This window comes from Mucilaginibacter sp. P5_A4, from assembly GCF_056400605.1.
In genome coordinates this window covers 352,624-370,384 of record NZ_JBFUKX010000001.1, presented here as the reverse complement: position 1 = coordinate 370,384, position 17,761 = coordinate 352,624, and the positions used below count along the sequence as shown (strand labels likewise).

Genomic DNA, 17,761 nt, shown 5'->3' with positions numbered 1-17,761 from the left:
CCCCCATACGGTTTTTATGTGCTAAAGAAAAAGAGCCACAACAAGGCCCCCTGGGGATGATAAGTATGCTTAGAAAACACAAACATACTACCTGAACGCCATTGGCGCCAGCGAGGTTTGTTTTTTAAAAAAATTGGAGAAATGGGCCACCTGCTCAAAGCCCAGCGAGTACGAGATCTCGGATATATTCCAGTGGGTTTGTTTAAGCAGGATCTTGGCCTCCTGGAGGATACGGCCGCTAATGATATGGGTGGTGGTTTTGCCCGTATTTTCTTTAAGTACTTTGTTAAGGTGGTTTACGTGCACCGCCAGCCTATCGGCATAATCTTTGGCTGTGCGCAGCTTTAATTTTTGATCTGGCGATTCGATAGGAAACTGTCGCTCAAGCAGCTCGTGAAACAGGGATGATACCCTTGCCACGGCTGTATGGCCTGGATAAAGTGCCACGGCGGGCTGAAGCTTTTGGCCCTGGTGGATAAGTTCTAAAATGTAGTTGCGCAGCAGATCATACTTGTAAGCATAGTTTGATGATAGTTCCTGGTGCATTTTGCGGAAGATGGCGGTGATCCCCGCAGCTTCATCATCGCTAAGCTGGAAAATAGGATAGCCACCGGGTTTAAAGATGGGCAAATCATCCAGCACAACCCCGCTTTTAGCCTGAACAAGGAAATCATCAGTAAAGATGCAGAAGTAGCCATGCTGGTCGTCGTCCAGCGGTTCCCAGTTATAGGGAATCTTTGGGGTAGCAAACAGCAGGGCATTTTTTTCAATGTCGATCACTTTATCGGCATACTCCGCCTTGTTGTGGCCGTTTATTAAACTGATCTTATAATAAGCCCGCCTGTTATAAGGCATTGCGCCCTTTTTGTCAAGCTCATCAATGTTGAATACATTAAAATGGCCTATTTCTTTATTAATCCCCTCCGGAACAAGAGTTGCGGTTTGCTTATAAAATTCATCTAAGGTAATTACGTCCATAAGTTGCCCATTGTTGTAAAATCCCAATGCGGAGTAAATGTATGAACTTTAATAAGTTAAGGCATACAAAAATCAATAATGCTACTTCTGTATAAAGTCATTTTTATAACTAATTAAAATAAACCCAGGTCGCTTTCTGACCTATCAAGATAACCCCACTCTTGGTCCCTGCCTAATGACGGATATTTAAAGCTATCATCTTTTAAAACCCTGTAAACCATCCAACATATTAAAAGCGGGGATGCCAGGAACATAGCGGCAAGCAAGGTTAGGGAATATCCGCTTGCAAATACAATTATGTAACAGGCCAGGTAAATAGTTAGTATACTAACTGCAGCTTTTGCGTTCATAATTTTAAGTTTATATGATAACAACTGGCGTGAAAGCTATGTTTTAAACGGGATAAAATATTATTTCTCAAAAGTTGATTCAATTATGTTTGTCTGTGGCTGCATATTCTGCGGGTACACAAGCCAGTAAAAACCTTTGCGGCAACTGGAGGATAAAAATTGAGTAAACAGTCCATTCCTAATACATTCCTTGCCAGTTCAAAGGTTCGGGAAACAAATTCTTATATCTTTCTTCGCCAAACGTATCAATATATTTGTACCACCTCGAAATGTATTCCTCGCCAAGTCCCATTCTCCAAAACATGTCGCCCTGATCTGTATTAGGAAATGAAACCCAGGGAGGAAAAATGACACCCGGCAGATGACAGATTTCCTTTAACTCACCACGTACTTTCATCAAAATTTCCCCGAGTAAATTTTTTCCTGATCCATCTCCCCCGTCAGCCCAATAGTTGTCATTCACAGTATGTTCAATGATCAAACTGTCCCCCGTCTCCAAAAGAACTTTTTTCAACGCAGGATTTTGAAGGAATTTCGCACGCACGCCGTTGTGCATTACGGTATCTTTTACGAGCTCCCAGTCGTCTCTTAAGATGTTAGCGCGACTTCGCCCCTCTTTTACAGCATCCATCGGCGATTTCATTACTTTTATTCTATCCCAGACTCCAAAGTCATGGAATTTGCTTGCTTGAAAAAAGTGCTCAACTGTCGGCCATACTTCATTGAGCAGTACCAGCGGGGAAGGATAGAAATTAGAAAATTCGCCGTACTTATCCCCAACTTTATAAAACTTAATCTCGTTTGTCATCGTTTCTTCCGGTTAATAAATTGCATTCTATGTGATGTCCCCCAATATAGAGTATTTCCGCTGCCATATTGAAAAATGATATCCTCCCACGGTTCCCGGCAGTTCCTCCCACCCAATGTGAATTTTACGGAATGGTTTTTCGCTCCAATTGTACGCCGCGTAACTATGTTTGTCTGTACTTTGTGGCTGCATATTCATAAGCTTAAAAATACAAAATCCCGTATGAAACGTGCATCCGGGATTTGCATATTCAATACTTAGCAAGCTGTTTTTCACTAAAAGGCTATATTCACCAGTGGCCTTACAAGACTTGCACTAATTCGGTTGCTGAAGGAACAAAAGAAACTTTTGAAGAGAATCTGTTTATACATCAACTTTAAAAAATTAAAACCTTTATGCAACATTTTCGATTAATGATGTTATAAAAGGAGATTTTTGCTTTAATTTGTTGACTATGTTAAAAACCAGACTTGCCCTGCTTTCATCGGCACTAATAGCCTGCGGTATTTCGGTAAGCGCTCAGCAAACCGATACGCTGAAAAAGGACACCGTTAAAATTGATACCGCGCAGATTAACAAACTCAGGATCGATCCGCGTAAAAACGCTATTCCTACAAGGGTAAGGCCAATCCAGATTCAGCGCGAACAGATTCCGGTTACCCTGATGGATTATAAGGTAATCTACTGGAAAAAGGCTGTCATTTTCGGGCTCAATTTCAGCCAGTCGGCCTTTAGTAACAACTACAGCGCGGGTGGTGTAAATTCGGTAGCATTAGGATCAAACTTTGTTTACCATACCGAATATAATAAAGCACCGTTTAGCTATGTATCCGAGCTTAACCTAACCTATGGTGTTGCCAAAAACAAAGGGCAGGGCAAGCGTAAAACCAACGACAGGATCTATTTTGATAATAAACTGGCTTCCCAATTATCCAAACACTGGTATTTTTTCGGAGCGCTCACGTTTGAGTCGCAATTTGATAAGGGCTTTAACTATATTGACCAGGGAAACGGGAAATTCGATTCACAACTGATCTCGAATTTCATGTCGCCGGGCTATTTAACCGAATCAATAGGTTTTGAGTTCAAGCCTACCGGTTATTTCGATCTGCGCTTAGGTACCGGTACTGCCCGCCAAACATTTGTTACCGATACCACTATATATCATAACCAGCCGTCAAATTACGGCGTACCTATAGGTCATACCGTAAAAAACGACCTGGCTTTCCAGATGGTGGCTCTTTTTGATAAAGACCTGGCCAAAAATGTTCATTTAAATGCACGTTACGCGCTGTTTATTCCTTATGGCGAATCGCCGAAATTTATAACCCACCGTATTGATGCGGTTTTGTCGGCCCGGGTAAACCGGTTAATAAACGTTACCATAAACGGCACCATGCTGTATGATAAACGAACAGCACGGGACGTACAAGGAACCGAAGGACTGGCCTTAGGAATTTTATATAGATTCCCATAAGCCTAGTCATCGGCCATTGGTTTAGCGTCATTGCTCATCGGTGCTTCTCCCCAGCTCATGACGGACCTCCGCAATGTCATCGCCGCGGCACGAACTATACAAATGAATCTGCAAAGGTCCTTTATCCTTATATTCTATTAGTCTTTTGTCCAAAAGTCCTTTATCTTTTATCCCAAAAATCACATCGTCTTCGCGCGTCTTAAATCATCGTACACATCCTGCTTCAAATTAATTTTCAAAATCATACCTTTGTAACCTCAAAACTGGGATAATAATAATGTTTGAAAATCTTTCGGATAAACTCGACAGGGCCTTTAAGGTACTGAAGGGACAAGGAACTATTACTGAGATAAACGTGGCCGAGACCATGAAGGAAATTCGCAAAGCCCTTCTGGATGCTGACGTAAACTATAAAACCGCCAAAGCATTTACTGATGACGTAAGGCAAAAGGCACTGGGTAACAATGTATTAACAGCCATATCGCCTGGCCAGCTGCTCACTAAGCTCATGAGCGATGAGCTTACCGAACTAATGGGTGGCTCAACCGCCGAACTGGAGCTTAAAGCATCGCCAACCATTATATTAATTGCCGGTTTAAACGGTGCAGGTAAAACCACCTTTACCGGCAAGCTGGCCAATTACTTAAAAACACAAAAGGGCAAAAAGCCATTATTAGTTGCCGATGATATTTACCGCCCCGCGGCAATAGACCAGCTGCAGGTACTGGGTCAACAGATAGGCGTGCCGGTTTATGCCAACCTGGAGTCGAAAGATCCGGTGGCCATAGCCCGTGAGGGGATTGCCCTGGCAAAGCAAAACGGTCATAACGTGGTGATTATTGATACCGCCGGTCGTTTAGCTATTGATGAGGCCATGATGGTGGAGATTGAGCAGGTAAAAGATGCCGTAAAACCGCATGAGATCCTGTTTGTGGTAGATTCTATGACAGGCCAGGATGCAGTGAACACCGCCAAGGTGTTTAATGATCGCCTTGACTTTACCGGTGTGGTTTTAACCAAGCTTGACGGTGATACCCGTGGTGGTGCCGCGTTATCAATAAAATCTGTTGTTAACAAACCTATCAAATTTATTGGTACAGGCGAGAAGATGGAAGCGCTTGACGTTTTCCACCCCGATCGTATGGCATCCAGGATTTTGGGTATGGGTGATGTGGTATCCCTTGTTGAGCGCGCCCAGCAACAGTTTGACGAAAAGGAAGCTGCTGAGCTGCAAAAGAAGATCCGCAAAAACAAGTTCGACTTTAACGACTTTTACAGCCAGATACAGCAGATCAAGAAAATGGGTAACATGAAGGATCTGATGGGTATGATACCGGGCGTGGGCAAAATGATGAAGGATGTGGAGATTGATGACAACGCCTTTAAAGCCATTGAAGCCATCATCCAATCCATGACACCTTTCGAAAAATCAAACCCCGAGACCATTAACCAAAGCCGCCGCAATCGTATTGCCAAAGGCTCGGGTACCGATCTTACCGAAGTAAACCGCCTCATGAAACAGTTTGATGACATGAAAAAGGTGATGAAGCAAATGAGCAACCCCGCCGCCATGGCCAGCATGATGCGCCGGATGCCAAAAATGTAAACAGTACCCCAATACCTTGATGAGGTATCAGGACATAATATTTGAAAACAAAACCTATGGCAATATGCTATGGGTTTTGTTGCTTAAGCACATCTCTTCCCCGCAAAAACAAATACCTAGATTGTTCTTTTTTTTATAATATTATTGGCTTATTGTCTTCTTTTTGTATACTATTATATACAAATGAAGGTATGTACTTATGCTATTCTGTGTAATTTAACCCAACGGCATAACCTTTGTTTACCTGTTGCCATGGTGCCGGTTTATTGATTTGGCATACCATACCATAAACTAAATAAAAAAACACAATGAAAAATTTATTTAAATCAGTATTGTTTACGGCTGCCTTATTTGCGGCAAAAGCCGGCATTGCGCAGGTAAACGTAGGTGCAGCAACAGCAACAAAAATTGTTACACAGGCAGCTTTACCATCAGTTAACGCAGCAGCAGTAGCTCAAAAAGCAGCAACCCAGGCAACCAATGTCAGCAACCAGGCTGCGGCCCAGGCTCAAAGCGCGGCTGTACGTACAGCCGCCCAAACACAAGCTGCTACTAATGCAGCTGCAGGTGAGGCACAGGAAGTAGCCGCTAACCAGGCAGCAAGCGTTAGCGGCAATGTTAATACCGCAGTAAGTACAAATGCCGCTGCTGCAGTTAACAAAGCAAACGTAGCAGCCGACGCTTCTGGTTCAGGAAGTTTAAATGGCTCTGCATCGGCAGATAAGGCGGCCAATGCAGCAGGTACTGCCGCAGCTTTATCAAAAAATGCTGCCGCCGACGCATCAGCTAACGTTAATGCTAAAGCAAATGAAGTAGCCGCAACGGCAGCAGCAAGAAAAGCCGCTACTGTTAAAACCGTTGCAGCTACAAGCAGAAAAGCAATAGCCGCAAGAAAAAGCGTTAGCGTAAGTAACAAAGAAACCTTAAACGGTTCTGGAAGTGCCGCAACAACCTCAAAAAGTGCTAAAGTAGGTTTATCAAACAGTGGTTCATCTGCAACAACTGTAAAAGCCGGTAAAAAGAGCACAGCTGTAGGCGCTTCAGGAAGTGGTTCAGCTAAAGTTAGCGCTGTTAAACAATAACATAAATTATAGTAATATCATTAACAAAAGGGCCGCTAATGGCCCTTTTGTTAATTTGAAACCTGAGCATCCCCTATGAAAAAATATAAACTTATTATGTTACTCATAATTATGGGTAGCAGCATATCTTCATTTGCCCAGAAAAAAGATACCATAGCAAAAAAAACACAGGTAAAAGAGCTTTTTGTAAACGCCGGCCTTCAATATATCTCAAACCTAACCTATGCAGGCCGCCGCGACGAAAGTAGCGTGCCTTTGCTATTGCCCACACTTACGCTGGTGAGCAAACATGGCCTTTTCCTTAGCGCTATTGGCTATTTTGATCTTAACGGCTCAAAATCAGGTGCTGAAGGTTTAAGCGTTACACCTGGGTACGTTTTTGGGTTTGATAGTAAAAAATATTATGGCGGTACAATTTCGGCAACCAAGTTTTTTATCACCAAGAGCAGCCCCATTATCCTTTCGTCTTTTGATGCCACTATTGACGGGCAATTGTATGCTAACCCGGATAATATTGTGAAACTGACAGTTGGTGGAAGCTATCGCTTTGGTAAAAACAACAGGCATGATATTATCAATAATGCTGAGCTATCTAAAGAGATCTTCGCTGTAAAGAGTGGGGCAACCAAATTAAATGGTTTAAAGTTTACCCCTACAGCCACACTGTATGCCGGTACACAGTCGTTTTACCAAACCTATTATACCGAATCGCAGGTAACCCGCTCTGTAGAAACGCCGCAGAAACAAACACCTATCAACATATTGTTTCCTAATCAGCCAAAACAAACCATCATTACCCAAACCGTAACGCAGGAAAACCAAAGGGAGGTAAAGCAATACAAATTGCTTGCCTTCAGCGGATCGGTACCCATTACGTATGCAATTAACAAATGGCAGATAATTTTTACTCCTTACCTTATCAAACCATTTAACCAGGTTGATTATGTGAATAATACATCAAAAAACGGGCTTTACTTTTTGTTTACAGCAGGGGCGAGTATTACGTTTTAAGAGATGGATAATGACTTAAACCTGTTCCCGGTTTTTTACCGTTCACAGATATGTTAATAAGCGGGCAAAGAGATTACAGCACTCTTTTTTATTAGCTTTGTGCAATACCGATGTTTAACGCTGCTTTTAACATGCATAAATACACAATAGCGCTTTTAGCCACCTCATTTTTGTTTTCGTTTTCCGCAAAAGCCCAGGTACCCGGCTTACCAATTGATGTACAGCACTACACATTTGCCTTACAGCTAAATGATGCCGATAATAACATCAAGGGCGAGGCAACGGTTGCAATTAAGTTTATAAAAGATGTAAGCTCCTTCAGCCTTGACCTGGTTAAGAAAAACAGCGCCGGTAAAGGGATGACTGTATCATCCATAACCGAAAATGGCAAAACCCTTAAATTTGAGCAGGATAGTGATGCGGTTAAAATATACACCCTGGTAAAAGCCCCCAGCAGGCATAGCTTTGTGATTAGTTACGAAGGTATACCGGCTGATGGGCTCATCATATCAACCAATAATTTTGGCCACCGTACTTTTTTTGGCGATAACTGGCCAAACAGGGCACATAACTGGCTGCCCTGCGTTGATGCCCCTGCAGACAAAGCCACCGTTGATTTTATAGTAACCGCTCCCGATCATTACCAGGTGGTATCAAACGGGCTGAAATTGGAGGAGAAACCATTACCCAACCAGTTAAAACTTACCCACTGGCAGGAAAATATAGTATTGCCCACCAAAGTAATGGTAATAGGCGTTGCCGACTTTGCCATTGACCATACCGGCGATGTAAGTGGCATCCCTATTTATACTTATGTATTCCCCGAGAATAAAGAGGTTGGATTTAAAAGCTACGCGGCAGCCAAAGAGATCCTTCCGTTTTTTATAAAAAATGTTGGTCCTTACAGTTATGAAAAACTGGCCAATGTGCAATCAAAAACCATATTTGGCGGCATGGAAAATGCAAGTGCAATATTTTATTTCGAGGAATCGGTTAACAGTAAAGGCATAGAGGAGTTGATGGCGCATGAGATAGCGCACCAATGGTTTGGCGATGGCGCAAGCGAAAAAAGCTTTGCCCATTTATGGCTAAGCGAGGGATTTGCTACCTACATGACCAACCTGTACCTTGAAAAAAAATACGGCATTGATACCTTAAAAAAACGCTTAACCCAGGATAGAAAAACCGTTTTTGATTTTGAAAAAAAGCGCATCACACCCGTGGTTGATACCGCAGTTAAAAACCAATACATGCAGTTACTGAACGCCAACAGCTACCAAAAAGGCGGCTGGATTTTGCACATGCTAAGGCGAAAGCTGGGTGATGCCGTTTTTTGGAAAGGAGTAAGCAATTATTACACAAAATATAACGGACGCAATGCCAATACTGCAGACTTATGCCAGGTGATAGAGCAAGCAAGCGGCCAAAACCTGAAACCGTTTTTTAAACAATGGTTAAGAACCGCAGGACATCCTGATTTGGGGATAACCTGGCAATATGATACAGCTAAACAAATGATCAATATCAACATCAGGCAAAAACAAAGCTATTTATATGAGTTCCCTCTTGAAATTGCTGTTGATGGTCGTGTTCACAGTATGGTTGTAAAAAATATAACAACAACTGTACAGATCCCTTCGAAAGCCAAGCCGCAAACTATAAACATCGACCCTGATATTAATTTATTAGCCTCGTTTGATGTAATGGCTAAATAGCTGATTGGCAATAAATATTTGTAATAAAGTTATTTCAAACTGTTGTAAAATAGAAATTTATAATTATCATTGTGTAATACCTACACAATGATAATTGTGGTTTGATGATCTTTTTCATTTACGCAATTTCATGGTCGTGGTATAAATTATTCAGCCCCCGGATAATCTATAAACCAATTATAATAAACCATGAAAAAAAAATCCACATTTTGGACTTTGCTGGCGTTATGCCTGATGCCTGTATTTGGTTATTGCCAAAGCAGCGATGCCGTTGTTGCAGGCGAAAACGTAGCCGTAACCAGTACCGATAACGGGCAGGTGCGCGGGTATATTCACAACGGCACGTATAACTACAAAGGCATTCCCTACGCACAGGCCAAACGTTTTATGGCTCCCGAAAAGCCAGCACACTGGCAAGGTGTACGTGCATCATTAGTTTATGGCGCGGTATGCCCTATTGATCCTACCACCACAGCTAATGACCCTATTGAATTTGGCTTTCAGCATAACTGGGGGTATATGAACGAGGATTGCCTGAAACTTAACGTTTGGACACCAGGCATTAACGACCAAAAGAAGCGACCGGTTATGGTGTGGCTGCATGGTGGTGGCTTTTCTGCCGGTTCGGCTATTGAATTGCCCTCCTATGATGGCGAAAACCTGAGCAAAAAAGGTGATGTGGTAGTGGTATCCATCAATCACCGGTTAAACCTGCTTGGGTTCTTAAATCTATCGGCCTATGGCGATAAATACAAATCATCGGCAAATGCCGGGATGATGGATATAGTTGCCGCACTGCAATGGGTTAAGCAAAACATAGCCAGCTTTGGCGGCGATCCGGACAATGTGACCATTTTTGGTCAATCGGGCGGTGGCGCAAAGGTATCAACGCTTCTGAATGCACCATCTGCCAAAGGGCTGTTTCAAAAAGCAATTGTTCAAAGCGGTAGTTATCGCAGTGATTTTATGACAGCTGATCTTTCTAAACGAATTGGTGCGGCTGTACTTGAGGCATTAAGCCTGCTACCATCGCAGGTTGACTCTCTTCAGACTATGTCATATGAGCGCCTGAGCGCTGCCACTAAAAAGGCAATGGCAAAAGTACAGGCGCAGTTAAAAGCGGAAGGAAAGCCGATAGGCCCTTTTGGCCTGATGTGGGAACCCTCTGTTGATGGGGCTTTTTTACCGTATAATATAAGTGACCCGGCAGCTATTGAAATCTCAAAGAATATTCCGCTATTGGTAGGATCAACCAAAACCGAGTTTATGGCTTCGCTTATCAACCCGGCAATAAGAAATTACACACTTGGTGAAGTTAAAACCAACCTTGAAAAGAAATATGGCGATAAAACAGACACTTACATGGCCGAAGTTTTAAAAGCCTATCCGGGCACAGTAAAACCATCCGATTACCTGGATATCGACCTTGCTACTTTCAGGCCGGGTGTTATTCGCCAGGCAAATGCAAAGGCTATTGCCGGGGCAGCACCTGTTTATATGTATATGTTTACCTGGCAATCTCCCGTGGCCGATGGTATGTTTAAATCTATCCACTGCATTGATATCTGTTTTGAGTTTGATAACATCAAACGATGTGAGGAAATGACCGGTGGTGGCAAGGAAGCATATGCCTTAGCCGCTAAAATGAGCCAGGCATGGATCAATTTTGCACGTACAGGCAACCCTAATGCAAAAGGCCTGCCCAACTGGCCTGCATACGCAGCTCAAAATGGGGCAGCTATGTTGTTTGATAATAAACCGGAGGTAAAGTTTCACCATGATGCCACTTTACTTCAAATGGCATCAGCAAAATAAATGAACATTAAGCTTTCACATAATATAAAAACGGCCGGAAAAGCGGCCGTTTTTTCTTGCATTACAAGCTTAGTTGGTGTGTGTTTTATAGTTGCTTTATGCCGTTACTTGACAACAGTTAAATTTTGTTAATAATGACATTTTACGCAACAAAATTTTGCAGATTACGTTAATAACCAAATAACAACCAAGAACAGGTTGATTATTTTGAATATTTAACCCTAAAACCCTAACATTATGAACGCATCAGGAATCTCAAAATCCATTTATGTAACAGCTTACAGGTGGAGTGCAAAAAATTTCGGACAAGGTGGCTTACCTAAGTTTAATTCACTTTTTGGTGTAAGTTTCCTGATGATCCTTTTATTAACCAATTTGTTGGTGCTCACCCAGCTTTGCTTAAGCCAGCAGTGGTTTAATATAACCGATGTAACTACTACCGTTATGCTTTTGGCAACCACCGGGGTTTTACTCCTAAATTATTTTATCCTGCTTAACAATGGCCGGTTCAAAAGATGGAACATTGCGTTTGAAAAACTGAGCAAAAATCACCAAAAAGTATGGTCGGTTATGCTGATGGCTTATGCTGTAATTTCCTGCATTTTTTTCGTTTTTGTAAATAGTATCTAATGATCAAAATCCGAATTTAAAGTTAACCCTTTATAAAACATTGTTGCCTTATGCCCTTAAAGTTAATCCTCCGGTTACTTTAAGGGCTTATTATTTTAAAGAGTTGGGTCCTAATTTTGCAGGAGATGATTTTGATACCTCCAAGAAAAAGATAATATATTTAAGAACGGCGCATTATAGGGGGAATATTTTCCTTTAAAGTCATTTATATATATTGTGCCTATACAATAATTAAAAATATTTATCTTTCGCTTTGATTAAACTTTATCATAGTGTTGGTTAAAACTTTTGGCAGTGCGGTTTATGGTATTCAGGCTATCACCATAACAGTTGAAGTAAATATTGCAGCGGGTACTAAATATTTTATAGTTGGCCTGCCCGATGTGGCCATAAAAGAAAGCTATTTCCGTATCGACTCGGCTTTAAAAAACTGCGGTTTCCGAATGCCTCGGCAGCAAGTGGTAGTGAACATGGCCCCCGCAGATATTAAAAAAGAAGGTTCGTCTTACGATCTTACCATTGCCACCGCCGTTTTAGCCGCTTCCAGCCAGTTAGATGCCGAGAACCTGGATAAGTATATCATCATGGGCGAACTGTCTCTTGATGGTAGCCTGCAGCCCATTAAAGGCGCATTGCCTATTGCCATACAGGCCCGCAAGGATGGCTTTAAAGGGTTCATCCTCCCCAAACAAAATGCGCGCGAAGCTGCCATAGTAAACGACCTGGAAGTTTATGGTGTGGAAAGCATCAAAGAGGTTGCCGGTTTTTTTAATGGCGACGTTAAACTGGAACAAGTGGTAGTGAATACCCGGGAGGAGTTTTATGATAGCCTTTGTAATTACGACAGCGATTTTAGCGAGGTGCGGGGACAGGAAAACATTAAACGCGCATTGGAAATTGCCGCTGCGGGGGGCCATAATGTAATATTGATCGGTCCGCCGGGGGCAGGCAAAACCATGCTTGCCCGCAGACTGCCTTCCATTTTGCCTCCGCTGAGTTTGTATGAGGCATTGGAAACAACCAAGATTCATTCTGTAGCAGGAAAACTTGCCGCCGCCGATGCTTTGGTTACCATACGGCCCTTTAGGAGTCCGCACCATACCATTTCGGATGTGGCTTTGGTAGGCGGAGGAAGCAACCCGGCACCCGGCGAGATTTCATTGGCCCACAATGGCGTTTTATTTTTAGACGAATTACCGGAGTTTAAGCGCAGCGCACTGGAAGTAATGCGCCAGCCTCTGGAAGAACGCAAGGTAACTATATCAAGAGCTAAGTTTACGGTTGATTATCCTTCGAGTTTTATGTTGGTGGCAAGTATGAATCCTTGCCCTTGTGGGTACTATAACCATCCGGAGAAGGAGTGTATTTGCCCGCCGGGAATGGTGCAAAAGTATTTGAGCAAGATTTCAGGTCCGTTGTTGGATAGGATTGATCTGCATGTGGAGGTTACACCGGTTAATTTTACCGAACTATCATCAGACAGGCTGGCCGAAAAAAGTGAGGAGATCCGTGAACGGGTAATAAAAGCTCGCGAGATCCAGATAGAACGCTTTGGTAACCGCCCCGACCTGCATGCCAACGCCCAGATGAGCCCCCAGATGGTGCGCGACCTTTGCAAAATAGATACCGCCGGCCAAACCCTGCTTAAAAAAGCCATGGAAAAGCTTGGCCTGTCTGCCAGGGCCTACGACCGCATCCTGAAAGTAGCCCGCACCATAGCCGACCTTGCCGGCAGCGAAGAAATAAAGCTGGAGCACTTAGCCGAGGCTATCCACTTTAGGAGTTTGGATAGAGAGGGTTGGGCTGGGTAACAACGCAATTTCCTGTTTATATAGCATCTATTAATTATAGTTCACATAAATCTTAGAGGCTGTCTAAATTTGATTTACTAATGTTTTTATGCTCTAATGAAGCACATAACCACCCGTCATTGCGAGGCACGAAGCAATCCCCGCCTTACAGAGTAGCTTTACAAATCCAATCTGCACAGTTTGGGATTGCTTCATACCAATGACGACCTTTTTATCTATTTTTAAACAGCTTCTAAGAATGACACAGTTAACTCCGCTTGTATCTTTTTTTTAACCCTACCTGTACCACCATTAAAATTTTTAATAAAGATGCACAGGTTGAATAAAAGGCTATATTTTGCCAAACATTTCCAACACTTAAATATTCAGAGATAAGGCGTAAAATACTCGCTATCATAGGAATGCTGTATAAGATTTAGGTCGCCAATAATTATAGGATACAAAATAGATCTATTTTGTATCCTGTAACTATTGATTAAGAACAAAGCTACTATAAAGTAACTAAAGTATTTGCACAGCCTACAGGAATATTTTTAATTAAATTTTTTCTTTTTAATTTATTGATCGGGGTTATTTTATTCTTTTTACCAAATAGTGAATGATGCTTGTGCCGAAAGCTTTTTTATCTGTTTATAAACTTCATGTTATGGAAATTAAAGCCTCCCATATCCGCATAAACCCTTAACTTATTGCTCCCTGCTTTTAAGCGGATATTTTTTAAGGTAATAACCTGCCATTTTTTAAATCCGCCGCTGCGGGGTACTGCAATTGTTTGAGTTATTCCATTAACTTTCAGCGATAATTTACCATCATCGGCCGCAGATGCAACCTTGAGCTTAACTGAATATATACCTGGTGTTATAACTTTCAGCGTATATTGTAACCATTCGCCTTTTTCAATATCATCCACATAGTAGCTGTTATATTCAGTCGAATCCTTACTGATATCCACGCCATCGTTTCGGTAAATATGACCGTTATTTCCTTTGCCATACTTACCCGTTGATACGTGGTAATCGGCAGTATCAGTATCAAAATACGCGTATCCATTACGCCCCAGGTCATAATCAACCGCATTGATAACAGTACCGTTGCTTACCTTATTTGCCTTAAAGGGTTTTGTAGCGGTAGTAAAAGGCTGCCTGAAAATGGCATCGATCACATCATGGTGAATAATGGCATTTTCCACTTTAGCATAGGTTGCCATTTCTAATGTTCCGCTGTATACATTGCTCTCTTTGGGCTTAAATTTACCGGTGTTGAGGTAGCGGGTTACATCATCGTAATTTAAGTTTGATGGTATTTCGATAGGGTTGTTATTGCCCATCTTTTTAAGCGGCCACAATGCCCAGCCAATGTTGTTTTTTTCCAACAGGCCAATCGCTTCGGTTAGCCATACGTTTGAGTTCTCGCCGGTTTCGCCAAGCCATACGGGGATGTTATATTGGTCGCGGGTTTTAATGATGCGTTCAATCGATTTCTGATCGTTATAATTCCAGTATTTATGGAAGCTCAGCACCATATTCTTATCCCAGGCAGGTAATATGCCGTTGTAGTTATTACCCCACCCGTTGCCCTCTATAATAATAATGTGCTTTTTATCAACCTCGCGGATGGCAGTTGTAATATCAACCATCAGTTTTCTTAAAGGTGCATTGTTTTTTTCGTTCAACCCGTTCTTATCATTTGCCGGATCGTCGAAACCCCAGTTGGGTTCATTAATGATGTCGTAGCCAGCAATATTAGGTTCGTTTTTATATCGGTCGGCCAGTTTATGCCAAAGGGCAATCATTTTTTGTTTGTTAGCCTCACTGTCCCACAGGGATGGGTTATCCGTATTCCGGTCAGCAATATTCAGGTCATTACCCTGTCCGCCGGGTGCAGCATGCAGATCCAGTATGACGTACATGTGGTTGGCCTTGCACCAGGAAAGCAGGGCATCTGTCATCTTAAAACCTTTATCTATCCATGTATTTTGCCCGGCAACGGGCTCTTTTTCAATTGGCAGTGTGTACAAATTATAATGCATGGGCAGGCGCACCGAATTAAAACCCCAGCGATGCATCGAATCCACATCTATTTTGCGGGTATTGTTGGCAAGCCAGGCATCATAAAACTCTTTGGTCTCAGCGGGGCCCATCAGCTCCTCTAACCGTTCGCGAATGCGGTATTGGCGGCTATCCTTGTTCACATGCAGCATGTACCCTTCCTGCAGCATCCAGCCACCCAGGCCCATGCCGCGCAGTAATACGTTTTTGCCTTTTTCGTCTACTATTTTTTTACCGTCGGCTTTTAAAAAACCTTGTTGCGCCTGGATGTGGATTGAAATAAAAGAAGCAGCGGCAAACATCAATAGCCCCTTTGCAGAAAATATATTTTTAACGGATTTGAGTTGCATGGTATAAATTATAAAAGGTTTATATTTAAAAATTACCAGATGTAGGTACCTACTGCCCCTTTATCTAAATGAGCAGCCAGATTTTTTCCCTTGTATTGAATATTAAAATCCTGGGATGCGCTGCCAGCATTAACTACAATTAAAACCCTTTTGCCATCGGGCGTTTTAAAGGCTACGTTTGATAATTTATCTGAATTGTTGGATGCAATACGGACCGATCCCGGCCGCACAAATTTTGAAGCGTGCGCGATAACGTAATAAGCAATGTTTTTCTTTACCTCGTTTTTATTGATAGTTACCGCGCCCTGGCACGATGGGCAGCCACCCCTATCTGTATAGGGTTTGTAATCCTGGTCGGCAGCTAAGTTCCACTCCAGCACATTGCGGCTCCAGTTGCGGGTAGCGCCAATAATTAGGTGCTTAACCGGCCATACAATATCAATAATTGATTGGTTTTCGGGCTCAACTACCATCTGCTCGGTAAAGTAAATGTTCTTATCGGGATGGGCATTGTGCACAGTAGTTAAGGCTTCAATATCGCCTCCATATAAATGAAAGCCAGAGCCATCAATATATTTGCGGGCAGCCGGGTCATTTAAAATAGAGATGGGGTAATCGGGCCTGTCGGCATTATGATCATACAAAATTATCTTTGTTTTGATGCCGGCTGCTTTAAATGCCGGACCTAAATTGTTTTTAATAAACGCACCTTCATCCGGGGCAACCATTAATAAACTGGGATTATTGCCGGGGTGCAATGGCTCGTTCTGCACAGTTATGGCATCAATGTTAATGCCTTGGGCCTTCATGCTTTGTATATACTTAACCAGGTATTTGGCGTAAGTACTCCAATATTCCGGTTTTAGGCGACCACCGCGTGTATCATTATTGGTTTTCATCCATGCCGGAGGCGACCATGGAGAGCCCAATATCTTAATTTTAGGATTGATAGCCAGTATCTGTTTCATTACCGGGATCACATCCTGCTTATCGGGGCCAAGGTTAAAATGCTCTAACAACGGATCGGTTTGGCCATCGGGCATATCATCGTATGAAAACACTTTTTCATTCAGGTCAGAAGCACCAATGCTCAACCTGATATAACTTACCCCGATGTTGTTTTCGGTGGTAGCAAAAAGGTTTTTTAATAATGCGGTGCGGCTATCGGCACTCATACGGATGATGTGCATGGCGCTCCCACCTGTAAGGGCAAAACCGAAACCATCAATAGACTGGTAGGTTTGTTTATCGTCAACGGTAATGGTAAAATTATTACTCGCCGCCGCCTCAAAATTTAAGGTTTCTTTCTGCTTTTCGAACAAAACAGATCTGTCGGCTTTAGTAAGCCAAAGACTGGCGGTTGCAGTTTTTTGGGCTGATGTGATGGTTGTTGCGCTAAAAAACGCAATTATTATTAAACCCGAACTAATATATTTATTCATAGATTTAGATTAAGCCGTATGCATTATACAAAAAGGATTAAATGACTGGCGAATAATTGGTTTGGTAAATTTATTATAGTTTTTGTATTAAAAACCGGTAAATTATTAAGTAACCAATAAATTACGTGTGCTTGGTACACAAAGTAATGGTATAGAAGCTATAGTTTGGCCGTTTCAACAAGAAGCTAAATTATTTGTTTTTATTAAAAATAATTTTTAGTTTCACTTGTGCTATCCAATGAAAAAACCCACTAAGAAAATCATCATTTTTGATGATGACGAAGACATCCTTTCTATCTGTAGTTACATTTTACAAGAACAGGGTTGGGAGGTATATACCTATACCGATTGCAATAATATAACCGAAAAAGTATTGGGCATTTTGCCAGATGTGATCCTGATGGATAACTGGATCCCCGATGCCGGCGGCATTATCGCAACGCAAACCCTGAAAAAGTCCGATGCTTTAAAAAACATTCCCGTGATTTATTTTTCGGCCAATAGCGATATCCAGATCCTGGCTAACCATGCAGGGGCTCAAACATATCTTGCCAAACCTTTCGACCTGGAAGAGCTGGAGCATGTAATAAACAAGGTGCTGGTAACGCATTAATATTCAACTTAACAAAGCTAAAAGG

14 protein-coding genes are annotated in these 17,761 nt (G+C 42.2%); 9 read left to right on the top strand and 5 right to left on the bottom strand.

The genetic code is table 11. The annotated features are described in order from the left end of the window. Positions 1-87: 87 nt before the first annotated feature. The 3 genes from AC1DQW_RS01555 to AC1DQW_RS01545 form a co-directional block, all read right to left on the bottom strand. Positions 88-978, bottom strand: coding sequence for a helix-turn-helix domain-containing protein (locus AC1DQW_RS01555; protein ID WP_477452513.1), 891 nt, complete (start codon positions 976-978; stop codon positions 88-90). A gap of 113 nt (positions 979-1,091) precedes the next feature. Next, positions 1,092-1,328, bottom strand: coding sequence for a hypothetical protein (locus tag AC1DQW_RS01550; protein ID WP_477452512.1), 237 nt, complete (start codon positions 1,326-1,328; stop codon positions 1,092-1,094). A 178-nt stretch (positions 1,329-1,506) separates the two neighbouring features. After that, on the bottom strand, positions 1,507-2,136 hold the full coding sequence (locus tag AC1DQW_RS01545; protein ID WP_477452511.1) for an NADAR family protein: 630 nt from the start codon (positions 2,134-2,136) through the stop codon (positions 1,507-1,509). A 454-nt stretch (positions 2,137-2,590) separates the two neighbouring features. On the opposite strand from AC1DQW_RS01545, the gene AC1DQW_RS01540 reads away from it, so the two are divergent. The 8 genes from AC1DQW_RS01540 to AC1DQW_RS01505 all read left to right on the top strand — a co-directional run bounded on the left by AC1DQW_RS01540 (position 2,591) and on the right by AC1DQW_RS01505 (position 13,283). Further along, a complete protein-coding gene (locus AC1DQW_RS01540; protein ID WP_477452510.1) occupies positions 2,591-3,613 on the top strand; it encodes a DUF3078 domain-containing protein in 1,023 nt (340 codons plus the stop codon). Positions 3,614-3,890: 277 nt separating this feature from the next. Further along, positions 3,891-5,219 (top strand): signal recognition particle protein, encoded by a 1,329-nt coding sequence (gene ffh / locus AC1DQW_RS01535; protein ID WP_477404720.1) that lies wholly within the window; start codon positions 3,891-3,893, stop codon positions 5,217-5,219. A gap of 308 nt (positions 5,220-5,527) precedes the next feature. Next, the gene (locus tag AC1DQW_RS01530) at positions 5,528-6,301 is read left to right on the top strand and encodes a hypothetical protein (RefSeq protein WP_477452509.1); all 774 of its coding nucleotides are present in this window, start codon (positions 5,528-5,530) and stop codon (positions 6,299-6,301) included. Between the two features lie 96 nt (positions 6,302-6,397). Further along, positions 6,398-7,312: a hypothetical protein gene (locus tag AC1DQW_RS01525; RefSeq protein ID WP_477452508.1), complete on the top strand. Its 915-nt coding sequence runs from the start codon at positions 6,398-6,400 to the stop codon at positions 7,310-7,312. Positions 7,313-7,443: 131 nt separating this feature from the next. Then, positions 7,444-9,027, top strand: a complete 1,584-nt coding sequence (locus AC1DQW_RS01520; RefSeq protein WP_477452507.1) for a M1 family metallopeptidase — start codon at positions 7,444-7,446, stop codon at positions 9,025-9,027. Positions 9,028-9,216: 189 nt separating this feature from the next. Next, entirely contained in the window at positions 9,217-10,842 is a 1,626-nt protein-coding gene (locus AC1DQW_RS01515) for a carboxylesterase/lipase family protein (protein ID WP_477452506.1), read from the top strand. A 237-nt stretch (positions 10,843-11,079) separates the two neighbouring features. Then, positions 11,080-11,472, top strand: a complete 393-nt coding sequence (locus AC1DQW_RS01510) for a hypothetical protein (RefSeq protein ID WP_477452505.1) — start codon at positions 11,080-11,082, stop codon at positions 11,470-11,472. Positions 11,473-11,744: 272 nt separating this feature from the next. Next, positions 11,745-13,283 carry a YifB family Mg chelatase-like AAA ATPase gene (locus AC1DQW_RS01505; protein WP_477452504.1) on the top strand — a complete coding sequence of 513 codons (1,539 nt, stop codon included), beginning with the start codon at positions 11,745-11,747 and terminating at the stop codon, positions 13,281-13,283. Positions 13,284-13,905: 622 nt separating this feature from the next. Here AC1DQW_RS01505 and AC1DQW_RS01500 read toward each other — a convergent pair. Together AC1DQW_RS01500 and AC1DQW_RS01495 are read right to left on the bottom strand one after the other, a co-directional pair. After that, positions 13,906-15,681 carry a cellulase family glycosylhydrolase gene (locus tag AC1DQW_RS01500; RefSeq protein WP_477452503.1) on the bottom strand — a complete coding sequence of 592 codons (1,776 nt, stop codon included), beginning with the start codon at positions 15,679-15,681 and terminating at the stop codon, positions 13,906-13,908. A gap of 32 nt (positions 15,682-15,713) precedes the next feature. Next, positions 15,714-17,123 (bottom strand): glycoside hydrolase family 30 protein, encoded by a 1,410-nt coding sequence (locus AC1DQW_RS01495; RefSeq protein WP_477452502.1) that lies wholly within the window; start codon positions 17,121-17,123, stop codon positions 15,714-15,716. Positions 17,124-17,361: 238 nt separating this feature from the next. Between AC1DQW_RS01495 and AC1DQW_RS01490 the strand changes: the two genes are divergently transcribed. Continuing rightward, a complete protein-coding gene (locus tag AC1DQW_RS01490) occupies positions 17,362-17,736 on the top strand; it encodes a response regulator (protein WP_477402200.1) in 375 nt (124 codons plus the stop codon). Positions 17,737-17,761: the final 25 nt, after the last annotated feature.